The following is a 356-nucleotide window of genomic DNA, read 5'->3' as shown; positions in this document are numbered from 1 at the left end:
AAGTACATGGCCAGCGTAATCATGATTTCGGTCAGATAAACACTGGCTAATAATCCCCCCCATCCCCAATAGCTAGTCGCAATAATCGCATACACGATATGCACAGGACCCGCTACCATATAAATACGACTAAGCGCAGCCCCCTCACCCAACGCTAACAATCGCCACTGAGCAAAAACTGTAGCAACGGCGATCACCACTGGCAGCAATGCAAACGCTTTGAGATAAATACTAATTCCCTCGAAGGCCGCGCCGAAATAATATTTCGCGACGAAGTCTGCGCCGAAGAAAACAACAAAGGCGCCCACTATTTGCGTGCCTACCAACGCTATCCAACCTAAACGATTTAGCTTTAC

The 356-nt window shown here is 48.0% G+C and carries 1 protein-coding gene; it reads right to left on the bottom strand.

Annotation, left to right across the window (positions count from 1 at the left end):
• On the bottom strand, window positions 1–356 hold a 356-nt coding region (locus KDM89_RS20595), incomplete at both ends, for a hypothetical protein (protein WP_212689717.1).

This window comes from Cognatundibacterium luofuense (assembly GCF_018139685.1).
Classification (GTDB): Bacteria; Pseudomonadota; Gammaproteobacteria; order Burkholderiales; family Burkholderiaceae_D; genus Undibacterium; species Undibacterium luofuense.
This window is presented reverse-complemented; position numbering and strand designations above follow the sequence as displayed.